A 19,936-nucleotide genomic window follows, 5' to 3' on the forward strand; every position below is an offset into this window, starting at 1 on the left:
TGTTATCATCTGACACCCGCCAGCAAGTGTCCCTGCCCGACGCCATCGCGTCGCCAGGTCCGAGAGCCAGCCTGACACTCTCCGACCTGGACCACCATGATCACTTCGACCCCGCTGCCGGCACGCGCGATTGCGCGCCGGCCTGCCGCACCATCGCGCCGCCTTGTCAACACCACCCTCAACGCGGCCATGCTGGCGGTGCTGGGCGCCGGCGCGGCGCACGCGCAAGGCCCGCGCGAGCCGCAGCAATTGGCCGGCATCGTCGTCACGCCCTTGCGCGAGAAGGCGCCCGATGCGCTGCAAGGCAGCGTGACCGTCATCAGCGCCGAGGAACTGGCGCGCCGCAACGCCGGCGACATGAGCGCCATCGCGCGCTACGAGCCGCTGGTGTCGGTGCCGGCCGCCTTCAGCGGCAGCGGCAGCGTGTGGGATGGCGCCGGGAACACCGGCTTCAATATCCGCGGCGTCGAAGGCAATCGGGTCAGCCTCGATATCGACGGCATCGCCCTGCCCGACGCCGCGCCCAAGCCGGACGGCACCGCCATGAACACCTTCGGCATCGGACGCGATTATTTTGACCCGGCCATGTTCCGCGAAGTGCGCATCGGCTCCGGCACCGGCCCGGCGGCGGCCGGCACGCCGGGCCTGGCCGGCAGCGTGGCCTTTGTCACCAAGTCGCCGGGCGACTACCTGAGCGACGACAAGCGCAGCTACCTGGCCTATGCGCTCGGCTACAGCGCCGCCAACAAGAGCCGTTCGCACAGCCTGACGGGCGCCGCGCGCATCGGCGCAGGCGGCGTACTCGACGCGCTGGCCGTGGCCGTGCATCGCAGCGGCAAGGAGCTTGAAAACAAGGGCAGCGTGGCGGCCAACCCGGACGACTGGGATTCGAACGCGCTGCTGGCCAAGTTCCAGTGGACCCCAAGCCGGGGCCAACGCATCGGCCTGACCCTGGACGGCTACGAGCGCGACAACGCGCGCAGTTACGTCAACAAGACCGGCGGCCTGTATCCGGACGGGGTGCGGCAGGATTCGCACACCAGGCGCACCCGGGTCAGCCTGGAGCACCGCATGAGCGGCGCCACCAACGGCATCTTCGACACGCTCGAGAGCCGCCTGTATGTGCAGGACGCCAGCGTGATCGATCGCACCCGCGCGCGCTACATCAGCGGCAACCAAGCCTACCTGCGCAATATCGATACCGGCTACTACAACAAGAGCGCCGGCGCGGGCGCCGACGCCAGCGTCAAGCTGGGCGACTCGCTCAGCCTGGCCTACGGCGCCGCCTGGGAACAGGCCGAGACGCGCCGTCCGTGGCTGGAAGAGCGCACCGTCATCGCCACCGGAGCGCAGCAGTTCACGATGAAGAACCGCATGGCCGACATGGACAGCGACAAGGCCAGCGCTTACCTGCGCGCTGAATTCGGGTTTATGGCGGGCGGCTACAAGGCCACCCTCACGCCCGGCCTGCGTGCCGAATACCGCAAGCTCACGCCCAAGAACCTGGCCGCCTACGTGGTCGCGGTGCCCTCGGCGGCCGGCGAAATCAAGACCGAAAGCGAGGCCTACGCCACCCCGGGCCTGAACCTGTCGCTCGCCTTGCGCGACGACCTGTCGGTGTATGCCCGCATCAACCGCGGCGCGCGCCTGCCGACGGCGGCCGAACGCACCGGCACCTACGACTCGTTCAGCTACACCGGATCGGGCGTCGGCTACGCGGTGCTGGGCAATCCGAACCTCAAAAAGGAAACCAGCCAGGCGTTCGAGGCGGGCATGAAAAGCAGTCCGGCCAAGGGCATGCAGCTCTCCGCATCGGTGTTCCGCACCGAGTACAAGAACTTCATCGACTACGTAACGCAGGCGCCGGACCCGGTGAACTACCCGACCATCACGCGCGGCCTGTACCGGCCGCAGAACAACGGCAGCGCGCGCACCTGGGGCGGCGAAGCGTCGCTGCGCGCGGAACTCGGTAGCTGGGCGCCGACGCTAGCCGGCGTGAGCATCGCGGCCGCCGCCGGCGTCTCGCACGGCAAGGCACGCGACAGCGCCACCGGCAAGGAAGGCGAACTGGCCTCCACCCTGCCGCGCAAGGCCAGCGCCACCCTGGGCTATGACGCAGCGGGCGATGCCTACGGCGTGTCGCTGAGCGCCGTGGCCACGGCCGGCAAGCAACCGGCGTCGGACACCATCGGCGACGCGAGCATGCCGCGTTTCCGGATCGCCGGCGCCACCGTGATCGACCTGGCCGCGTACTGGAACATCGGCAAGAACGTCAAACTCAACGTCGGCATCTACAACCTGGGCGACAAGCGCTATTGGGACTACGCGACATCGCGCTCGCTGCCCGCCGGCCTTGACGCCGCCACCCTGGCCGACATCGAACGCCAGACACGCCCCGGCCGCAATGCGGCGGCCATGCTGACATTCCAATACTAACCCTTCCCACCCACCAGGAGACTTTCATGAAACGCTTACGCACCCTTCCGCTGGCCATTGCCGGCGCCCTGCTTGTGCTGGCCGGCCACGCCGGCGCCGCCACCCTGGCCGAGCGCTGGGGCCAGCTCCGCACCGAACAGCCCAAGGTGATGATCCGCGACGCCGCGCGCACGCTCGGCGTATCCGAAGCCGAGCTGCTGGCGACTGGCATCGGCAGCACCGTCACGCGCTTGCGCAGCGACGGCAACGACCCGCGCGAAATCATGCGCCGCGCGCTCGACCTGGGCACCGTGCTGGCGCTCACGCGCAACGAAAACGGCGTGATCGAACGCACCGGCGTGGCCACCAAGGTCAAGCCGCAACCGGACGACGATAAAGAGGTGGCGAAGGACGCGGGGGTGAAAGATGAGGAGCGCGAAGCACGCCAGCGCAACATCGCCGGTGGCTACCTCGGTGGCGAGATCGACCTGCGCTTCACGTTCTCGAAGTGGAAGCATGCCTTTGCGGTGGCGCAGCCGGGCTTTGATGGCGTGGTCAAACGCAGCCTGCAGTTCTTCGACGAGAACGGCGCCGCGATCCACAAGATCTATCCGAAAGACGCCGCCGGCGTGGCCGTGTTCGACAAGCTGGTGGCCGACTTCCGCCACCCCGACCAGAACGCCGCCCTCAAGGTGGCCGCGCGCGCGCCGAAAGCGCCCGAACTGGCCGACAGCAAGGTCGATGTCAAGGAATTCCAGCAGGCCTGGAACGAGATGAGCGACGTACACCAGTTCAACCGCCTGCTGACCGAGTTCAAGATCACGCGCGAACAGGCGATGCGCCTGGCGCCGGCCGGCATGGTGCAGCGCCTCAAACCCGAAGCGGTGCGCACCCTGCTCGACGAAGCGGCCAGGCAGCAGTTGCCGCTCATGTCCTTCCTTGGCAACGGCGCCCTGATCCAGATTTTCAGCGGCAAAATCACCAAGACGGCGGCCAGCGCGGGCTGGTACAACGTGCTCGATCCGGCGTTTAACCTGCACCTGCGCGACAGCGCCTTCAAGAGCGGCTGGGTGGTGCGGCGCGCGGGCGTGACCTCGGTCGAGTTCTACGACACCGAGGGCGAACAGGTGGTGAGCTTTTTCGGGGTGCGCGAACGCGGCCAACCGCAGCCGAAAAGCTGGGTTGACCTGACCGCCGCGCTGCCGAAGGGATGAGCGAGGCTTACTTCGCGTCCTTGACGTCCTTCTTCTTCGCGGGCGTGAACAGCAGGTCCGCGAAGTCGTAGCTGAAATCGGTCTCGGTCGACACCGGCGCCATCTTCATGCGTTCGATGCTGCCGTCCGGGTTCAGCGAAAACGTGACGTAAGCGTCGGCGTTGAAGTTGCGCTCCTTCCAGCGCACGATGAAGGTATCGTGCTGGAAGTGCTCCAGCTCCCCGCTCAGGTCGGGCGTGCGGGTAAAGCTCAGCACCCGCCTGGCGCCGACCGGCTTGATGGTCACCGCGCCGTACCAGGCGTCGTTGTACTCGCCGTCGTAGGCGGCCAGCGGCAGCGACGGGCGCGAGGCGGCGGCGCGGGCGGCGCTGGCCGTCTTCTGTTTCGCCAGGTCCTTGTTGCGGGACTCGGTTTCCACATCGCCGATCAAGGTGATCCAGTCGCTCGGCGCAGGATTGAGGGAATCACCGAGATAATGATCGAGCAGGCGATACTGCAGCGACGTCATGGCCCCGCCGCTTTCGGCATTGGTCAAAATCGCGATGCCCAGCTTCGCTTCCGGCACCATCACCACGCGCGAATAGAAGCCCTGCAGCGCGCCGCCGTGCAAGGCCAGCTTGCGGCCCTTGTAGTCGCGCAGCTGGAAGCCCAGGCCATAGGCGAAGAAGTTCGGCCTGGTGGCCGCCAGCGTCGGTTTCGGCTCGCTGATTTTGATCGGCGTTTGCGCGGTCCACATTTCGCGGCTTTGCGCCTCGCTGAACAGGCGCGCTTGATTGCCCTGCGCATCCTTGGGCGCCCCCGCGATGGCGCCGCCATCGAGCAGCACCGTCATCCAGCGCGCGATATCCTCGGCGTTGGTGTTGATGCCGACCGCGCCAACGGCGTTCGGCACCGGCAGCGCGCGCACCGCGGCGATCTTGCCGTCGATTTTGCTGTGCGGGGCCGACACGTTGGCGTTGCCCGCGTTGTCGGCCAGGCTGGTGGTGGTCGCGTTCATCCCCAGGGGTTTGAGGATGCGCTCGCGCACCGCATCGCCCCACGGCTTGCCAGCCTTTTGCGCGATGATCTTGCCGGCCACGATGTACAGCAGGTTATCGTAGGCGTAGCTGTTGCGAAAACTCGTGGCCGGACGCACGTAGCGCAGCTGCCCGATGATTTCGTCGGTCGTGAAACTGGTGGTCGGCCACCACAGCAAGTCGCCGGCGCCCAGCCCCAGGCCGCTGCGATGCACCAGCAGGTCGCGCACCGTCATCTCGCGGGTGACGTAGGCATCGTACATCTGGAAATCCGGCAGATGTTTGATGACCTTGTCGTCCCAATCGAGCTTGCCCTCGTCGACCAGCATGGCCAGCGCGGCTGCGGTGAAGGCCTTGGAGTTCGACGCCACCTCGAAGATGGTCTTGCCGTCGACCGGCGCCGGCTCGCCCAGCTTGCGCACGCCGAAGCCGCGCGCGGCGAGGACCTTGCCATCCTTGACGATGGCGATCGCCATGCCGGGAACATCGAACGTCTTCATCACGCGCGCGACATCGGCGTCGAGGTCATAGGCACTGGCCGGAGCGCTGGCCAGTGTATTGGCCACTGCGGGCGCCGCTGGCGCCTGCGCGACGGCCGCAACACTGCTCAAGGCCAGCAGGATCGCTGCCGCAATACGGTTCATATGGAGCACAGTGCCGGTCCTTTTATTTGCCTGCCATTTTTTTATCGACGCCGACCTGCGTGGCCGGGTGATAGCGCGCGCGCGCTTTTTTGTAGACCGACTCCGCAAAGACCTTGTCGGCCGGCTTGGCGCGCAGTGCGGCGTACAGCGGCAGCACGAACTTCTGGCGGCCCACGCTCATGAGGAAGGCTTCGAGCGGCATGCGCACATCGGTGTAGCCGGCGTTGATCGACGCCCGGAAGAAGCGGAAGGCCACTTCGTTATTGGTGCTCTTGGCGAGGTGGAAGGCCTGGTCGAGTTCCTTGAGCTGGGCGGCCGTGGCCTTGTTGTCGATATCGTTCAGGAACTTCATCCACTCGGTGGAATTCCATTTTTTGGTATCGAGCCTGGCGCTTGGCGTGGCGCCAGACAGCCAGCTGGCGCGGGTGGCATCGAGTGCGGCCAGGCGGGTCGAAACCACGCGCTTGGCGCTGGCCGGAATGCCGGCGCCGTGCAGCCACTCTTCAAGTTCGGCCTCGCTCAAGAGCTTGGGATTTTTCGCCAGCAGGTTCTTGCGCAGGTAGGCCACGAACTGCTCGGTGGTCACGCTCTGGAACGCATGCTGGTCGAACCAGCCGCGCAGGAAGGGATCGAACACCGCGCGGCCGGCGCGCTGCTCCAGGGTGCGCAGGAACCACGCGCCTTTCGGATAGGCCAGGCCTTCATCGGTGTAGTTGGCCGACGAGGTGTCCGGGTCCTTGGTCAGCAAGGCCTGCTTGGCGGCCGGGATGGTGGCCAGCGAAGCGATAGCTTCTTCCTGCTCGAGCTGCAGGTTCATGTCCGCCACTTCGGGGCCGTACAGGGATTCCAGGATGCGGGTGGTGACGTAGGTGGTGAAGCCTTCGTTGAGCCACCAGTGCTTCCACGACGCGTTGGTGACCAGGTTGCCCGACCAGCTGTGCGCCAGTTCATGCGCGATCAGGTCGACCAGGCTGCGGTCGCCCGTGATCATGGTCGGCGTGAGGAAGGTCAGGCGCGGGTTTTCCATGCCGCCGATCGGGAACGACGGCGGCAGCACCAGCATGTCGTAACGCCCCCAGCGATAAGGGCCGTACAGCGATTCGGCGGCGGCGACCATTTTTTCGGTATCGACGAATTCATAGGCGGCCGCGCCGATGCGTTTTGGCTCGGCATAGACGCCGGTACGCGAACCGAGTGCGCGCACGTCGATTTCGCCGATGCCGATGGCCAGCAGGTAGGATGGAATCGGCTGCGGCATCTTGAAGTCCCAGCCGCCCTTGCCGGTGGCATTGAGATCGTTATCGGCGCTCATGACCACGCGCAGGTCCTTGGGCGCTTCGATGTGGGCGCTGTAGGTGAAGCGCACGGCCGGGGTATCCTGCAGCGGCACCCAGGAGCGCGCCTCGATCGTCTCGGACTGGCTGAACATGAAAGGGCGCTTGCCCGACATGGTCTGCACCGGCGCCAGCCACTGCAACGCGGTGGCGGTCGGCGAGGTGCGGTAATAGATGCGCACTTTCTCAGGTTGCGCCGGCAGCGCGGCCAGGTCGATATGCATGGCCTGGCCTTTTTCGGCATCAAGCTTGTCGAGCGTGTGGCGCACGGTCACCCACTTGCCGCTGGAGTCGAGCGCCTGGACCTTGGAGATGGTCAGCGCGCGCGTATCGAGATCGAGGATGCGCGCCGACTTATCGACCCAGTTCAAGGTCAGTTCGGCGTGGCCGGACAGCGTCTTCTTCGCGAAATCGGCCGTCAGGTCCATGTGCAGGGCACTGGTTTTCACCTGGTCGTAGCGCGCGTAGCTCAGGGGATCGAGGGCGTACGCGTGGGCGCCAAGTTGGCAGAACACGGCGCAGGCGGTGGCGCGCAGGAGGGTCGATGTCTTCATGGTTTTTCCGGGTCGGTGGCATGTGGATTGGCGCAGGCAGAATATCACTTCCGCAGGCCGCGCGAAAGCGCGCAGGCGCGTATTGACGGGCACCGTGGTGCGCGCAGCCACACGGGAGGCTCTGTTATGATCCGCGCTTCCCCTTAGGATCACACTGTATGGACGCCTTCCTTGTATCAACGGGCATCGTCGCCCTCGCCGAAATTGGCGACAAGACGCAACTGCTGGCATTCCTGCTGGCGGCCAAATTCCGGCGGCCGGTGCCGATTGTGCTGGGAATTCTGGTGGCGACGCTGGCCAACCATGCGTTTGCGGCGGCGGTGGGGGCGTGGGTCAGCACCCTGCTCGGGCCGAACGTGATGCGCTGGGTGCTGGGCGTATCGTTCCTGGCGATGGCCGCGTGGACCCTGGTGCCCGACAAGCTCGATGACGACGAACAGCCGGGATTGGGGCGCTACGGCGTATTCCTGACGACCCTGATCGCATTTTTCCTGGCCGAGATGGGCGACAAGACCCAGATTGCCACGGTAGCGCTGGCGGCGCGCTACGAATCGATGGTGGCAGTGGTGGCCGGCACCACGTTCGGCATGATGCTGGCGAATGTGCCGGCGGTGTATTTCGGCGAGCGGATTGCCAACAAAGTACCGCTAAAACTGGTGCATGGCATCGCCGCCGCCATTTTCGCGGCCCTTGGCATCGCCACCCTGCTGGGCGCCGGCGCCCGCTTCGGCTTCTGAATTCCTACCAAATTCCGACTCCAACTCCTACAACCGGGGTCAGAGCTTTTAATCGAAACATTGCAAACTTAAAACTTGCAAAACCGTGCAAAAGTGGGGGCCGACGGCGGTTGGGCATATAGTTGATGGATTTTTTTGCCCAGCACTGCCCTCCGTCGACGTTTTGTTGCATAACCGGAGTTCATCCCCGGTTATGCAACAAAAAAGTTGCAAATTAAAGCTCTGACCCCGGTTGTGGGGGTTGTTGCTTTTGGTTATCTGGTCGTGAGGGTGACGTCGTCGATCAGGAAGCTGGTGGGAATCGTCGAGCCTTCCACGCCTTCGAAGTAGATCCGCACCGTTTGCCCTTTGTAGGCGCTCAGGTCGAAGGTCTTTTGCACGTAACTCGTTCCCTTGTTCAGGTTGGAGTACGTGGCCAGGGTCGCCAGCACGGCGTTGCCGCCGCTTCTCACTTGTACCTTCAGCTTGTCGTAGGAACTGGTCGTCGTCGTTTCGCTCGAGACGACCTTGAGCCAGAAGCCCAGCGTGGCACTCGTCACCGTCGATGGAATCGCGACCTGCTGGTACACGGTATCGGTGTTGGCTGCACCCTCGCCGTTCAGCGCAGCCTTCCAGCTGCCGCCGTGCGCCGCCGGCCCGGCCGAGGTGATCACGCCGCTCGGCGCCACCCACCCGCTCACGCCCGATTCGAATCCGCTATTGGTCAGCAGTTGCTGCTGCGCCGTGCCGCCATTGCTGACGCTGAAACCAAGCGGCGCCGAGACCGCGCTGTTGAGCGCGACGTCATACGCCTTGGCCGTCAACTGGTGACTGCCATTGCTCAGGGTCGCCGAGTCGAGGCTGAGCACATACGGGGCCGTGCTGTCCGTTCCTTTCAGTACATTGTCAACATAGAACTCGACCCGGCTGATGCCGCCGGCATCGCTCGCCGTCGCCGCCAGGGAAATGGTGCCGCTGGTGCCGCTCTGGCTCGCGCTGACCGTCGGCGCGGTGGTGTCGCCGCCGCCGCCCGCCGTCTGCGTGACCCAGATCGGGGCCGACCACAAGATCTTGCCGTCGTCCTGCGTCACTTTGGCGTAGTAAAAGTGCTCGCCGAGCGCTGGGGTGATGGTGGTGTCGGCCGTGCTGGCCAGCTGGCTGACCGTACCCTTGCGCCCCGGCACGCCCTCGACGATCGATACCGTCGACGCCACTCTGCCGCTGCTGCTGGCGAAGTTGGCGATCAGCTTGAGCGGGCCGCTGTTGCTGAAGCGCTCGCCCATGACCTTGCCGTTGGCGGTGAGCACCAGTTGCGAGGTCTTGTCCATGGTGGCGAACACGCGCCGCCCCTTCAGCGCCTCGATAAAGCTCGCTTGCGTCAGCGGTGTGCCGTTGGGAATCAACACGCCGGTACGGTTGGTGTACGAGGCTCCCCAGTTGGCGCAGTGATTATCCTGATTGGTGGAAAAGGCGATGTGAAAGCCCGCCTCGAGCGCCTTGTTGCAGGCGCCTTCGAAGCTGCTGCGCCCGGTTTCGGTCTCGCTGGTGTTGGTCGAGAACGCCGAGGTATTGAGCACTTCGCACAGCGCCATCGCCTGGTCGCCGTCGGCGCTGTAGCCGAGCGGCACGCCGCCGACCAGGAATTGCCCGCTCGACGAGGGATGGTTGAACTGCCCCACCCAGCCGCGCTGGCGCATCAGGCTGTACAGGCCGCTGTAGTCGCCCTTGGGCGTGAGCGTGTCGCCGATCAGTTGGCCGCTGCTGTTGAGCTCCCACTGCAACAGTTCCGGCGTATTGAAGATGTTCAGGTGGCCGCCGTTGTTGATCACGCCCCATTCGATGCCGTACACGCCCAGGAAGTCGGGATTGGCGGCATTGAAACCGGCCGCGGCCGTCAAGCCAGATTGGAACAGCGCCTTGGCCGTGGCCGGGCTGGCCGAGGTGTTGGTGCCGTCGGAGCCGTCGAACATGTGGTTGTGCTCGGACGTCATCAGGATGTCCAGCCCCTTGTTGCGGGCGTACGCGTACGCGTCGGCCGGCCCGAAGGCGGCGCTTTGCGGTGCTTGCGAGCCGCTGCAACTGCTGATGGCCCCGCCGCCGTCGCTGTGATTGGTCTGGCTGTGCAGGTTGGCAAAATAGATGGTGTACGGCAGCGCGCCCGGCGCTGGCGTGGCCATTTGCACGGAAGACAGTTCGCCCGCCTTGCCGTTGACCTTGTTGGTGGGCAAAGCGCGGAAGGCCGGCATGGCGGGCTGGACGGTCTTGCCGATCGCCAAGTCCCAACCTTGTTCCACCATCTCATCGGCGCCGGCCGCCAGCAGGCGCTCCACGGACTCGGGCGACTGGTCCGGCGCGCGGCCGCGCTCGGCGGCATCGTTGGAAACGGCTTGCATGCGCACCTGGTAAACCCCGTCAGCAAGGCCAGCCTTGCCCGCCCAGTACACCTTGACATCGACCGGCTTCTGGAACATGCGCTGCACGCCGTGCCATTGCTGGACCACCTGGCCCGATGGACCGAGCAGTTCCAGTTTCCAGCTCACCTCTTGCAGGCGCTCGACGTGCGGATAGTCGAAGGCGAGCGTGAAGGTACGCGCCGCGCTGGCGGCCGCGTACGGCACATGCAAGGTGGCTTCGAATTCCTGGTGGTCGGCTTCGGACGCCATGACGGCGTGGCTGGCGGACAGGGCCAGGGCGATGGCGAGCGGGCGGAACAGCTTGAACGTGGTGAGGTGGCGCATGGGAATCCCGTTAACATGAATAGGTACAGACAACTGAATTCTCGCAACTATGCATGACCTTACCGTGACAGAGTATTTACATTTGGAAATGAGTTTCCGAAGGCGAGGAGATTTCCTTAGGTGAAACAACACGTGACTTGCCGACAGTCAACGCGGTGGAGGCGGACCTAGCAGGGAGAGAGGGACTTGTTGCCGTAGAGCAGCGCGATGCGCCTGTGGAAAACTAAATAGTCCGTTTGTTGCGCGAAACATGAAAATGTCCAGATTGAGACACTTTGTTGCGCATGGCGGGCGGTGGCGGTCACCGGCATGCCCCCAAAACACCCGTCAAATGCAAAAACGCCGTCATTGTCAGTGGCAGGAAACGCTCCTGCACTGACAATGACAATGACAATGACAATGACAATGACAATGACGGCGGTTTGTTAAGCGGCTTAGCCTGGGCGGCGCACCCGCAGGTCGACCGTGTGCGGCCGGCCGTCATCAACCATTTGGATCACCTTGTCTTCCTGCGCCACGCCGTCGACCGAGATCGCATCCGTGTCGCCAGCCTGCACCGAAATCGCGTACACCGTCTCGCGATAGCGGTACTGCAGCTTGAAGCCCGGCCAGTCGGCCGGCAGATGCGGCGTCATGGTCAGCTTGTCGCCGGCCAGGCTCACGCCCAGCAGCGACTCGACGATCAGGCGATACATCCATCCCGACGAACCGGTGTACCAGCTCCATCCGCCACGGCCGATGTGCGGCGAAACCGCATACACGTCCGCCGCCACCACGTACGGCTCGACCTTGTACAAGGCCGCGCTCTCGGGCGTGCTGCCATGCTGCACCGGATTGATCATGCGCAGCAGCTCCCAGGCACGCTCGGTGTCGCCCATCTTGGCGAACGCCATCGCGGTCCAGATCGCGGCGTGCGTGTACTGCCCGCCGTTTTCGCGCACACCCGGCACATAGCCGCGGATGTAGCCGGGATTGAGCACGCCGTCGTCGAACGGCGGATCGAGCAGCTGCACCAGGCCGTAGTCGCGCCGCACCAGGCGCTCGTCGACCGCCTTCATGGCCGACGCCGTGCGCTGCGGATTGGCCGCGCCCGAAATCACACCCCAGCTCTGCGAAATCGAATCGATCTGGCATTCGTCGTTGGTGTGCGATCCGAGCGGCGTGCCGTCGTCGAAGTAGGCGCGGCGGTACCACTGGCCATCCCACGCATGCGCTTCCACATTGGCCGCCAGGGTGGCCGCCTCGGTTTTGCAGGTCTCGGCAAACGCATGGTCGCCGTACACCACCGCCACTTCCGAGAAGCGCTGCAGCACTTCGTACAGGAAGAACGCCAGCCACACGCTCTCGCCCTTGCCTTCGTTGCCGACCCGGTCCATGCCATCGTTCCAGTCGCAGGTGCCGATCAGCGGCAAGCCATGTTCGCCGAAGCGCAGGCCGCGCTTGATCGCCCGCACGCAGTGCTCGTACAGGTCGCCGGTCTGGCTCGAACGGCCCGGCATGTCGTAATAGGACTCTTCTTCCTGCTTGAGCATGCGCCCTTCGAGGAATGGCGCCGGTTCGGTCAGCACGCTGCGGTCGCCCGTGCCGATGACGTAACGGTGCGCCGCCAGCGGCAGCCACAGATAGTCATCCGAACAATGGGTACGCACGCCCCGGTCCGATGGCGGATGCCACCAGTGCTGCACGTCGCCTTCCACGAACTGGTGGGCCGCGCACATGAGCAGGTGCTCGCGCAGCAGGTGCGGTTCGGTGTGGATCATCGACATCGCATCTTGCAGCTGGTCGCGAAAGCCAAAAGCGCCGCCGGACTGGTAGTAGCCGCTGCGCGCCCACAGGCGGCAGGCGATGGTCTGGTACATCAGCCAGCCGTTGGCGATCACGTCGAGCGATGGATCGGGCGTTTGCACCTGGATTGCGCCGAGCGTGTGGTCCCAGTGCTTGCGCACCATCGCCAGCGAGGCCGCGGCGGCGGCGCTGCCGCTGTATTTCTGCACCAGGCCGCTGGCATCCGCATTGCGGCGGCCACCGACACCGAGCATGAACACCAGTTCGCGTTCCTGGCCCGGCTGCAGTTCCACCATCACCTGCAGCGCGGCGCACGGATCGAGCGCCGCGCCGATCTTGCCGGACAGGCGCGCGCGCCCCATCGCCGCCGGACTGGCCAAGGTGCGGTTGCGGCCGATGAATTCATTGCGGTCGGCGGTAAAGGTTTTCTGCTGCGCGTCGACGTGGAAGAATCCCACGCGGCCCGTGAACTCGGTGTTGTAGGCGTTGCGCGCAAAGATCGCGCCACTCATCGGATCCTGCTCGGTGGTGACATGCATCGCCGACTTGGCGCGCAGGTCGCCCAGCACCCACTCCACATAGCCGGTGGCCGACAGGCGGCGCGCCACGGTGCTGTCGTTGCGGATCTTGATGACCGAATACTTGATCGAGGCGTCGAGCGCCACGAAGGTGGACAGTTCGGTGTGAATGCCCTCTTCGCTGTGCTCGAAGACGCTGTAGCCGAAGCCGTGGCGGGTAATGTATTGACCGGCTGCGCGCACCGGCAAGGCGGTGGGCGACCAGAAACGGCCGGTCTGCTCGTCGCGGATATAGAACGACTCGCCGCCGCGGTCCGACACAGGGTCGTTTTCCCACGGCGTGAGGCGGAATTCGTGCGCGTTTTCGCTCCAGGTGTAGGCCTGGCCGCTCTCCGACACAACGCTGCCGAAGTTCGGGTTGGCCAGCACGTTGGCCCACGGCGCCGGCGTGCGGTTCTGCGCATCGGTGCGGATCACGTATTCGGTACCGTCGGCGCTGAAGCCTCCCAGTCCGTTGTGCAGGATCAGCTCGTGTGCGGCGACCGGTGCGCCGGCCGCAGGGATATTCGCACGTGGCTCGTATTGCTCGCCGCGCGATTCGACCACCAGCAAGGGCAGTTTCGGCAGCACCGGCGTGGCGCGCTTGACCTGGTCGGCCAGGCTGCCGCTGCTGTCGGAAATGATGACCCGCGCCACCGACTGCATCAGCACCCGGTCTTCCTGCGCGATCTGGTCGAGCAGGCGCACGAAGATGCCGCCCGGGCGGTCGATCGCTTGCGCATCGATGCCGGAGGCGATCAGGCCCATGATCTGGTCGTGCAGCAGTTGGCGGTAACCCGACTGGTCTTCGTACCAGATGACCAGGTCGACCACCAGCCCCTTGAGGCGCCAGTACGCGTGCGCCTGCACCATCTGGCGCGCCAGGTCGATATTGGCCGGGTCCTTGATTTGCATCAGCACGATCGGCAGGTCGCCCGAAATGGCGTAGGCCCACAGGCCGGACTGGCCGCGCTGGTTGCGGATCAGGATGCCGGCGTCGGCGCGCAGCGAGGCGTTCGGGTAGATTACCGTACTGGCCAGGCGGCTGTAGAGCTGCGCGTCCGATTCGGTGGCGTTCAATTGACGCAGCACGACCTGGCTGTGGGTCCATGCCAGTTCGAACACGCGGTCGGCCAGATGGCGGTCCTGGTATTTGTCGATCAGGTGCACCGCTTGCTCGCGCGTGTCGGTCATGCCGGTCACCACGTCGAGCACGACCACCTGGTCGGGTTCCAGCGTGACCTTGTAGCGGATCGCCACCACCGGATCGAGCACCGACCCTTCGCCGCCGCCCAGCGGCTGGGGTTCGAGCATGGCGCGCGGGGCCACCGTGCTGTTGGCGCGGCCGAGGAATTCGCTGCGGCTCGTTTCGAACGAGACGTCCAGCAGCGCGCCGTCATGCACCGTCATCAGGTTCAGCATCCACGGCATCTGCTCGTCCTTGGCGCGCGGACGGCGGGTACACAGGATGGCATTCTCGTTGCGCAGGATTTCGGTCTGCACGAACAGTTTGCTGAACGCCGGGTGGGCGTTGTCGGCGGCGGCCGGCGCCATGACCACTTCGGCGTAGCTGGTGAACTCGATGGTGCGCCGCACGGTCGACTTGTTGGTAATGCGGGTACGCCGCATTTCGATGTCGTCTTCCGGCGAGACCACGATTTCGGTGTACAGGTCGAGCCCACGGTCATGGCGGCGGAATTCGGCGCGCCCTTCCGAGAAGATGACTTCATACGATTTCGGCTCGACCAGGGTTGGCTGGAAGGCAGTCGACCAGAATTGGCCGCTCTCGACATCGCGCACGTAGCAGAAATTGCCCCAGTTGTCGGAGGTGCCATCTTCGCGCCAGCGCGTCACGGCCAGGTCTTTCCAGCGGCTGTAGCTGCCGCCGGCGCTGGTGACCATCACATGGTAGCGGCCATTCGAGAGCAGCTGCACTTCCGGCTGCACCGTGGTGGTCTGGGTGATGATGCGGGTCGCGGAGGTCGACACTTCCTGCGCCGGGGCGCGCATGGCGGCCAGTTCGGCAGTGTTGGAATAGAAGGCGCCGGCGCGCGGCACCCGTTCCTGCAGTACCAGCAAGGTGGCCTGGAACAGCGGGTCGGACTCGAAGCGGCGCTGCATCGGACGGTCGTGCAGCAGATAGCTCAGGGCGAGGAAGCCCATGCCCTGATGGTGCGCCATGAAGGAGCGGATCACGGCGAAGGTCTGGCCGCGCGGCAGGCGCGCGGCGGTGTAGTCGATCGCTTCGTAAAAACCGTACTTGCCCATGAAGCCCAGGTCGGCCATGCGCTGCAGGTTCTCGACGGCGGCGTCGGGATGGACCATCAGGCCCATCATGGTCGCATACGGGGCCACCACCAGGTCGTCGGCCAGGCCGCGCTTGAGGCCCGTGCCCGGCACGCCGAAGGCGCGGTACTGGTAATTGAGGCTGGCGTCGACGGTGTTGTAGCCGGATTCGGAAATCCCCCACGGCACGTCGCGCTGTTTGCCGTACTCGATCTGCGCGTTGACGACCGAACGGTAGGTCTGGTCGAGCAAGGTGTTCTGGTAGGTCGGCATGACCAGCAGCGGCATCAGGTACTCGAACATCGAGCCGCTCCACGACAGCAGCAGTTGCTCGTTGCCGATGATGCACAGCTGGCGGCCCAGCGCGAACCAGTGCTCTTGCGGGAACTGGCCCTGCGCGATGCCGACGAAACTGCACAGGCGTACTTCGGACGCCAGCAAGTCGTAACAGGCCGCATCCAGGCGCCGGTCCGAGACGTTGTAGCCAATCGCCAGCAGGTTGGTGGTGCTGTTGTACATGAAGCGGAAGTCCATGTTCGCGAACGCGCGCGCTTCAGTCGCCATGCGGTTGATGTCTTCGATGCGCTGGGCGGCGCGGGTGCTGCCCTGGGCCACCAGGTCGGTCAGGGTTTGCTGGCGTTCGCGCTCGCTCGGGGCCAGGTCGGTGCTGGCACTGCCGGTGAGGGCGAAGCTGGCCAGCTCGCGCAGGGTCGGAATGCGGGTCAGGCTGGTGTCGACCACGTATTCCTGGGCCGAACGCATCCACGGTGCCAGTTGCAGCAGTTCGTCGCGCGCGCTGTGGCACTGGTCGGCGAGCTTGTCGGCCCAGCCTTGCAGGTTCGGCTCGCCCACCGGGTGCATGGCGGCCAGGATGGCGTCGGCGCAGCCCGACAGGCGCGCCAGTTCGGCGGCCATGCCGGGCAGGTTTTCGGTTTCGCGTACCCGGTCGGCCGACAGGTGGCTGCGCATGGCGTCGATCGCCGCCTTGACCGCCGGCCCGGCATCAAGCGCGTACTCCTGCACCACGTTCAGGGTGATGGAGATGCCGTCCAAGGTTTGCTTGCCCACGATCGGCTGGTCGGCCAAGGCGGTCAACCCCGGCGCCAGCGTGAGCAGGTGGCCGGCCAGGTTACCGCTGTCGACCGCCGACACATACATCGGGTGCAGGGGATTCAAGGTCAGGGTGTCGTACCAGTTATAGAAATGCCCCTGGTGGCGTTCCATGCGCGCCATGGTGTTGAGCGTGTCGCGGGTGCGCTTGAGCAGGCGCCCGGTGGTGATGAAACCGAAGTCCCACGCGGTCAGGTTGGCCAGCAGCGCCATGCCGATATTGGTCGGCGAGGTGCGGTGCGCAACCACCTTGACCGGGTGCTCCTGCATATTGTCGGGCGCGAGCCAGTTGTCTTCTGCCGTGACGAAGGTCTCGAAGAAGCTCCAGGTTTTGCGCGCCAGCGTTTCGAGGAACATGGTTTGCGGCGACGACAGGGCGGTGGCGGCGCGTTCTTGCGGAAGGCTGATCCACCAGGCCACCACCGGCGCGAAGAACCACAGCAGCAGCACGGGCGCGGCGACCGGCAAGGCGGCGCGGTGGAAGTAGGCGAGCACAAGCGCGGTGGCCACGGCCAGCACCGGCGAAATCCACATGCTCTTCCAGTTGCTCTCCATGTCGGTGCTGGAGCGGTTCAGGCTCGATGGACGCCATTCCAGCAAGCGCCGGTGCGTGACCAGCATGCGCCACGAGGCGCGCACGATGGCGTCCAGGCTGAAGTGCGCTTCGTACGGCAGGAAGGCCAGTTGCAGCGCCGAGTGGCCGAACATCAGGCGCGCGCTCTTGGAGGCGGTGGCCAGATGCTGCTCCCACAGCACGTCGTGCGGTTTTTCGATGATGTCGAACATGGTGGAAAAGAAGGTCGGCAGGAAGATCACCGACAGCACGCCCAGGGTCCAGAACAGCGGGGTTGGCATCAAGGCCCAGCTGAAGATCAGCAAGGCGGTGAGGGTGGTGGCGATCAGGCTGCGGCGCAGGTTGTCGAACAGCTTCCAGCGCGACAGCGCGCTCAGAGGATTCGGTTCGCGCTTGCCGTTCGCGCCGGGCACGCGCGGCAGCAGCCAGCCGGCCAGTTGCCAGTCGCCGCGGATCCAGCGGTGGCGCCGGCTCACGTCGTCGCTGTAGCGCGCCGGGTATTCTTCGTACAGTTGGGCGTCGCTCAGCAAACCGGCGCGCACGTAGCAGCCTTCCAGCAGGTCGTGGCTGAGAATCTGGTTGTCGGGCAGGCGGTGGCCGAGCACCGTTTCGAAGGTGTCGACATCGTAGATGCCCTTGCCGACGAAAGAGCCTTCGTAGAACACATCCTGGTACACGTCGGAGACGGTGCGGGTGTACGGGTCGATGCCCGGTTCGCCGCCGCACAGGTGCTCGTAGCGCGAGGCGGTGTCGCCCGGCAGCGCCGCCGCCACGCGCGGTTGCAGGATGCCGTAGCCTTCGACCACGCGGCGGCCGGCCTTGTCGAGGGTGGGACGGTTCAGCGGGTGCGCCATGGTGGCGATGAACTGGCGCGCGGCGTCGCGCGGCAGCTGGGTGTCGGTATCGAGCGTGATCACGTAGCGCACGTGCGCCAGGCCGTCGGTGGAGCCGGCGACCATGGAGAACTGGTCGCGCGCGCCGCCACGCAGGAACGCGTTGAGGGCGGCCAGCTTGCCGCGCTTGCGCTCGAAGCCGATCCAGGCGTTTTCGCTGGCGCTCCACATGCGCGGACGGTGCAGCAGAAGGAAGGGCTGCAGGTGGCAGCGCGACATGCTCGTCTCGCCGTCGGGCCCGAGGATTTCCTCGTCGACGTCGCAGCCGTATTTGTCATTGAGTTCGGCGATGGTGGCGCGCGCCTGTTCGACCAGTTCCTCGTCGCCCGGCATGTGCTGCTTGGGCGCGTCGACGAAATCGGTCAGCAGGCAAAAGCGCAGGTTCGGATCGCGGTTGGCCAGGTAACGCACTTCCAGCGCTTCGCACAGCGAGGCGACGTTGTCGCGGCTGTACAGCAAGGTCGGCACCACCACCATCGAGCGCGCGTCGGTCGGAATGCCTTCTTTGAAGTCCATGCGCGGCAACGGGTGCGGGCGCGTGAGCTGGGTGGCCATGAAGTTGACCAGCGCTAAGGCCAGCTGGCTCGATCCCAGCAGGGCCAGTACGCCCAGCACGACCAGCATCCAGTCGTCGGCGCCGTCGGCGCGCGCGTGGATGATGGCGGTGCCGGTAAACAGCAGGGTAAGCACCACGATGCCGCCCAAATAGGTCGACAGCGGCGAGGCGCGCCCGCTCTTGTTCAACGCTTCGAGCGGCCGATTGCGTACCGCCAGGCGCTGTTCAAGTTGCTCCTGGCCGCTGCCGACCAGGTAGTAGCCGATGTGGCGGGTGCGTTCATCGAGCCCGCCGGCGGCCGCCGAGCGGTTCGCCAGCGCCAGTTCGACTGCGATTTCGGCCACCTGCACTTCGGTGAAGTCGCTGCGCTTGGCCAGCTTTTCGACGACGTGGCGATAGTTGTCGCGCGTGGCGAACTCCATCTTGCCGTAGGTGCCGGCCGGGTCCAGGCGCAAGGTCTGTTCGACCGCGCTCATGGTCTCGACGAACTCCTGCCAGTCCATGGTGCCGAGGAAGCGCAGGCTGCCGATGCTGTTGCTGATCGAGACCTGGTCGGCCGCTTGCTGGCCGATTTCGGCCTGGATCTGCTGTTCGATGGTCAGGCCCGCGTCGGCCAGGCGCGTGGTCACCCACTGCAGCGCCAGGGTCAATGCGGGGCTCTGGCCCTGCAGGCGGCGCGCCAGTTCGGCCACGAAGCCGCTGTTCATCGGCTGGCCGGACCGGGCCATGTCGGCCACCAGCAAAATCAGGTCGCTCGGGTTCTTTTCGGCCGTCTCGGCCATCTGGTCGGCCCAGTCGTTGGCGCGGTCGCGCTGGGCGCGGTTGTCGTACACGCGCGCGGCCACGCGGCGCAGGTTCTCGATCAGCGCCAGGCGCAGCATGATCGGAATGGCCCACAGTTCGCCAAGTTTGAGGGTCGCTACTTCCTGGTAGGCGTCCACAAAACGCGACAGGCTCTCGGGATCGACCCGGCCATCGCCGTGCGAGATGATTTCGAGCGCGATCTGGTACACGCGCGGATTGCCGTCCGCCTCTTCATTGGCCAGGCGCGGCAACTCCTTGGAATAGTCTTTCGGCAGGTGGCGCCGGGCGATGCGGATCTGCTCTTCGACCAGGTAGAAGTTATCGAGCAGCCATTCGGAGGCCGGCGTAATCTGTCGCCCGGCCTTGATGGCGGCGGTCAGCTCCGAGCAGGTGTCGGTGATGATCGCGGCGTTTTCGGTCAGGCGCGGCAGCAGGCGGTCGGGGCCGCCGCGCTCGCTGAGCTGGTGCGTGGTAGCCAGATGCTTGCCGTGCATCGCCATTTGTGCGGCACTGAACAGTTCCGAGCGCAGGGGGAATTCATCGCCGGCAAGGCGTTCGCCGTCGTGGACATTGCGCCAGGCATACAGGGTGTCGGCTAATTTGGTGTTTTCTTGGTTCAACAGAGACCTCGCGTGGGCATGAGTAGCCAACACGCTGCGGGACAGCGAGTTGCGACCGGGTCGTACGGCTGTTGCAATCTTATAACGATGACACGTAGGCGACTGTGCGCCAGCGAACAT

At 65.3% G+C, this 19,936-nt stretch carries 7 protein-coding genes; 3 read left to right on the plus strand and 4 right to left on the minus strand.

Annotated features, from left to right (window positions below; translation table 11 throughout):
• Nucleotides 1–96 precede the first annotated feature (96 nt).
• Together F1735_RS09235 and F1735_RS09240 are read left to right on the plus strand one after the other, a co-directional pair.
• A complete protein-coding gene (locus F1735_RS09235; protein ID WP_167236664.1) occupies nucleotides 97–2,436 on the plus strand; it encodes a TonB-dependent receptor domain-containing protein in 2,340 nt (779 codons plus the stop codon).
• A gap of 26 nt (nucleotides 2,437–2,462) precedes the next feature.
• Nucleotides 2,463–3,629, plus strand: a complete 1,167-nt coding sequence (locus F1735_RS09240) for a hemin-degrading factor (RefSeq protein ID WP_167236665.1) — start codon at nucleotides 2,463–2,465, stop codon at nucleotides 3,627–3,629.
• 7 nt (nucleotides 3,630–3,636) lie between these two features.
• Here the strand turns inward: F1735_RS09240 and F1735_RS09245 are convergent, their stop codons facing one another.
• Together F1735_RS09245 and F1735_RS09250 are read right to left on the minus strand one after the other, a co-directional pair.
• On the minus strand, nucleotides 3,637–5,289 hold the full coding sequence (locus F1735_RS09245; RefSeq protein ID WP_167236666.1) for a serine hydrolase: 1,653 nt from the start codon (nucleotides 5,287–5,289) through the stop codon (nucleotides 3,637–3,639).
• A 22-nt stretch (nucleotides 5,290–5,311) separates the two neighbouring features.
• A complete protein-coding gene (locus tag F1735_RS09250; RefSeq protein WP_167236667.1) occupies nucleotides 5,312–7,177 on the minus strand; it encodes a M1 family metallopeptidase in 1,866 nt (621 codons plus the stop codon).
• A gap of 158 nt (nucleotides 7,178–7,335) precedes the next feature.
• On the opposite strand from F1735_RS09250, the gene F1735_RS09255 reads away from it, so the two are divergent.
• On the plus strand, nucleotides 7,336–7,914 hold the full coding sequence (locus F1735_RS09255) for a TMEM165/GDT1 family protein (protein WP_166895255.1): 579 nt from the start codon (nucleotides 7,336–7,338) through the stop codon (nucleotides 7,912–7,914).
• A 254-nt stretch (nucleotides 7,915–8,168) separates the two neighbouring features.
• On the opposite strand, the gene F1735_RS09260 is transcribed toward F1735_RS09255, so the two are convergent.
• Both F1735_RS09260 and F1735_RS09265 read right to left on the minus strand, forming a co-directional pair.
• Entirely contained in the window at nucleotides 8,169–10,631 is a 2,463-nt protein-coding gene (locus tag F1735_RS09260; protein WP_167236668.1) for a CehA/McbA family metallohydrolase, read from the minus strand.
• A gap of 434 nt (nucleotides 10,632–11,065) precedes the next feature.
• Nucleotides 11,066–19,816 carry a GH36-type glycosyl hydrolase domain-containing protein gene (locus F1735_RS09265; RefSeq protein WP_373888490.1) on the minus strand — a complete coding sequence of 2,917 codons (8,751 nt, stop codon included), beginning with the start codon at nucleotides 19,814–19,816 and terminating at the stop codon, nucleotides 11,066–11,068.
• Between the last annotated feature and the right edge of the window lie 120 nt (nucleotides 19,817–19,936).

The sequence above is a fragment of the Massilia genomosp. 1 genome (genome assembly GCF_011682185.1).
Taxonomy (GTDB): Bacteria; Pseudomonadota; Gammaproteobacteria; order Burkholderiales; family Burkholderiaceae_D; genus Telluria_A; species Telluria_A rubra.